1 protein-coding gene is annotated in these 4,159 nt (G+C 39.6%); it reads right to left on the reverse strand.

Features of this window, described 5'->3' with window-relative positions:
- Positions 1-115: 115 nt before the first annotated feature.
- A partial coding sequence (locus ES676_RS14410) for a T9SS type B sorting domain-containing protein (protein ID WP_148371023.1) occupies positions 116-4,159 on the reverse strand: 4,044 nt, incomplete at its 5' end.

Genomic DNA, 4,159 nt, shown 5'->3' on the forward strand with positions numbered 1-4,159 from the left:
CCCTACAGCTCTAACAAAACAACAAAACGCATAAGTTTAACTATAGGCATAAAAAAAACCTGAACAGTACTGTTCAGGTTTTTTTGGTGTATTCTATGTGATTATTATATCGCTTTTAGCGCTTTAGTGTAAAGTGCGCTTTAAAGCTTTTCTTATTATCTGTGCCTGGCTCTCTGTAATCTACAGTAAACCAATAGTCGCTTGTTGGCATTGGGTTTCCGTTGTACGTTCCATCCCAGCCTGCGCCTGTTGGACTTAATTGTTTTAACAGTTTTCCAAATCGGTCGAAGATAAATATTTTAGCATCTGGCTGACTCTCCACACCATAGATGTTCCAAGTATCATGGTAACCATCACCGTTTGGTGTAAAGTATAATGGGTAATCCATTACTAATACTATTTCACTCGCTTCTCCACATCCGTTAGCATCTCTTGCTGTGATAACGTGCTCTCCTGCCGATACATTATTAAAGGTATAGCTATAAGAACCACTAGCAGTTAATACCCCGATTTCCCAAGCGCCGCCATCGATACTAAACTCATAAACGGCAATTCCGTTTCCTGTCGCTGTAGCGTCTATTGCGTGTTCATTTGCAAAAGCTAAAGTGGTTACTTCTGTTGTTAATACTGGAGGCTCACTTTCTTCTACTAGTGTACTCTCTGTACTTGAACATTGTGTTGCGCCACTTGATGTCACATCGGTTACTACAACGCTATACGTTCCGCCTTGTGTTGGGGTTAATGCTGGGGCTGTTTCTGCTGGTAAAACAGTACCGTTATAACTCCACTCGAATGTGTATTGTGTTGCATCTAAGCCGGTGTCTATTACTGGTACATTAACGACTTCTGTTCCGTTGGTGTTTACACATAATAAATACGTAGCGTCTAAATCGAAAGACGGTAACATATTCACTTGTAATGTTAACGTTGCCGTTTCAAAACATTGTGAGCTGTCTTCCATTGTTCCAGTGCCATCATCTACTAGTGTATCATTATCTACACGCACAATAATAACTTGTGGGTTTACTGTGTTTTCGTATAAAAATGGTAACGCATTGGTTCCGGCATTGGCATCTAGTTGGTTATCGTAATAACTCACCGTATAGCTTACAGGATCTTGTCCGTCTAATACAAACTCATTTTGTGTTGCTAAATCAAATTGTGCGGTGTTATTTGTGGTATCACCATCAAAATCCATTTCATCATCACAGATCTCATAAACAATTGGTACTAAATCTGGATTTGCTTGTGCTGCTTCTTGTACTTCAATCATAAAGCTTACCGTTGCAATATCACAGCCTGTATCTGTATTGGTAATGTTTACAAAAATCTCTTGCGGATTACTGGTGTTAGTGTACAATGTTGTTAATGCATTGATACCTTGTTCGGCCTCCGCTATCGTTTCGTGATACGTTACTGTAAATACTGCGGGATCTTGTCCGTTTAAAATCTCACCGGTCATTGTTGTGAAATCAAACTGTGCAACGCCGTCATTATTCAATTCACAAATAATGTAATCCGCTACCGGTACTACGTCTGGTAATGGGTTTACTATTAAGTCGAAATCTTCTAAACTGTAACACCCTGTTCCGTTTAATCCGGTTACATCGTCTCCATTTGTTACACGCACATAAATAGTTTGTGGGTTAATGGCAACACCCGCATTTGTAGGATCTTCGTTACTGTGTTGGGTTGGATCTACAATAGCATTGGTACCTGTTACGGCAGCGTCTTCACTAGTATAGTAACTTAAGTGTATTGGGTTACTAGCATCTTCACCGTTAATAATATAAGTCTCGTTTACTGTTAAGTCGAAGACTTCAATCATATCGCCAGTCGCGTTATCGTCGCATAAAATAATATCGGCTGGATCTTCTCCTGGCGATGGATTATTTAATACACGAATAGTAACGGTTGTGTATGAGATACATCCAGTATCTCCATCAGTTACTACTACAAATAATGTTTGTGGTCCCATTACCGTATTGGTAAAGTCTGTTGGATCTGGAATCATATTGGTGCCTGCTTGCGCATCAGCCAAAGTGGTGTAATAGTCTACAGTCCAACTTGGGTTACCATTTACTATTTCTGAGTCTTCAACGGTTAAATCGAAAGCCGTAAAGCCATCATTATCTTCGTGGTAATCGGCATCTAAATCATCACATTGTGATAACGTATTATCGTAATTAGGATTTAATACGGGTGGAAAAGCCACTTCTATAACAAACGATCCTGTACTTACACAACCATTGCCGTTACTCGATAAACGAATATAAATCGTTTGAGGGTTTACCGCATTGGTATAGTTTGAAGAATTTACAATAGGATCGTTTCCTGAATCAGCATCGGCTTGAGACACGTGGTAGGTTAATGTAAAATCTGCTTGCGATTGTGTACCATAAACTTCTGGTGAAATCACTGCATCAAAATCAAATTGTGCAAAGCCATCTCCATTATCATCACAAATAACATAGTCTTCAATATCTAATGGTACTACTGGCGATGGTAACACCACCAAGTCTAACTCTACAATTGTATAACATCCTGTTCCTGGTGTTGGCGCAACTCCTGTATTTTCTACACGTACATATATTGTTTGCAAATTGGCAATAATATTATTGTAAAAGTTTGCTAACGGACTTGTTCCTGCTTCAGCATTTGCTAAGGTTTCGTGGTACGTTACCGTTACTCCTGTTTCTCCGTTTTGAATGATTGTTGACTGGCTATAAATATCGAACTGAGCAAAACCATCATTATCAGTATCACAAACTTCCAATGGATCTGGGTTTGCAACTGGCGATGGTGTTGGTGTTACACGTAAATCTAAAGTAATAGTATTGACACATCCTGTAACGTTATTTTCTGCACGGATATAAATAGTTTGTGCATTACTTGTATTTACATACGGGCTAAAAATTTCATCTGTATCGGTATCCGCTCCAACTTGTGTTAAGTGGTAACTCAATGTAATTCCTGTTAGTCCTCCTAAAATTTCTGCGTTGGCATCTTCTAAAGTAAACGGTTCTGCACCATCGTTTGGAGTAACATAGTCACAAAGCGTTAATGGCGTTGGCTGTACTAAAACTGGTAATGGGTTTACAATAATATCTAAAGTCGTTATAGAGAAACACCCTGTGGCACTGTCTTCTACACGTACCCATAGCGTTTGCATGTCTTGAACGATATTAACATAAGCATTTGGTGATGCGATAGCGTTATTTGGTAGTAGTGCATTTGCCTCAGACTCGTAAAAAGTTACGGTATATAACGTCGGGTCTAATCCGTTTAGAATCTCTGTGTTTTTTGTTGGTAAATCGAAAGTCGCATAACCATCGGCGTTATCGTCACACACTTCCAATGGTGTTGGGTCGATTATCTCTGGTGTTGGGTTTACAATTAATATTAATTCTACGAAACTCGCACAATTAGTAGAAATCGTCGGACTCTCAATACGTACGTAGATCGTTTGCTGATTCACTACAATATTGTTATACGGACTTGCTAATGGGTTAACATCATTTTCAGAATCTGATAACGTTTCGTGGTACGTTATTACTAAGGTGTTATCACCGCCATTTATTTCTGAATCTGCATCGCTTAGCGTAAACACTCCAAAACCATCGCTGTCTGGATCGCAATATTCTAATGCTGTTGGTGTAAATGCTACTGGAGCATCTTCTACTTGTAGTGTTAATGGTGTCGTATCACTACAAGAGGTAGTAATATCTTCAACATTTACAAATACAATTTGCGGATTAGTAACATTCGTGTAGGGTATTGGTAATGGATTAGCTTGCGCATCGGCATCTGCCTGAGTAAGATAATACGTTACCGAGTAGTTCGGGTTTCCACCTGAAATTTCACCATTTTTAATGCTTAAATCAATTTCTGTAAAACCATCTGGTGTGGCATCATCACAAACCCCTAATACTGTTGGTGTTACCACCGTTGGTAATGGGTAACTGGTTAACGAGTAAATTTCAGTTGCTGGACACGCACCGTTTGTTGTGTATTCTACTTCGTAAGTCGTATTTGGTTGTCCGCCAGAAACGGTCCCTGTGGTAGCATCTATTACAGCGCCATCCGTTGGTACTGGGTTAAACACATACGTTCCGCCTGGTGTTGCTTCTGTATCGACAATACCGCCGTCGCACGTTGG

Source organism: Bizionia saleffrena, from assembly GCF_008086175.1.
Classification (GTDB): Bacteria; Bacteroidota; Bacteroidia; order Flavobacteriales; family Flavobacteriaceae; genus Bizionia; species Bizionia saleffrena.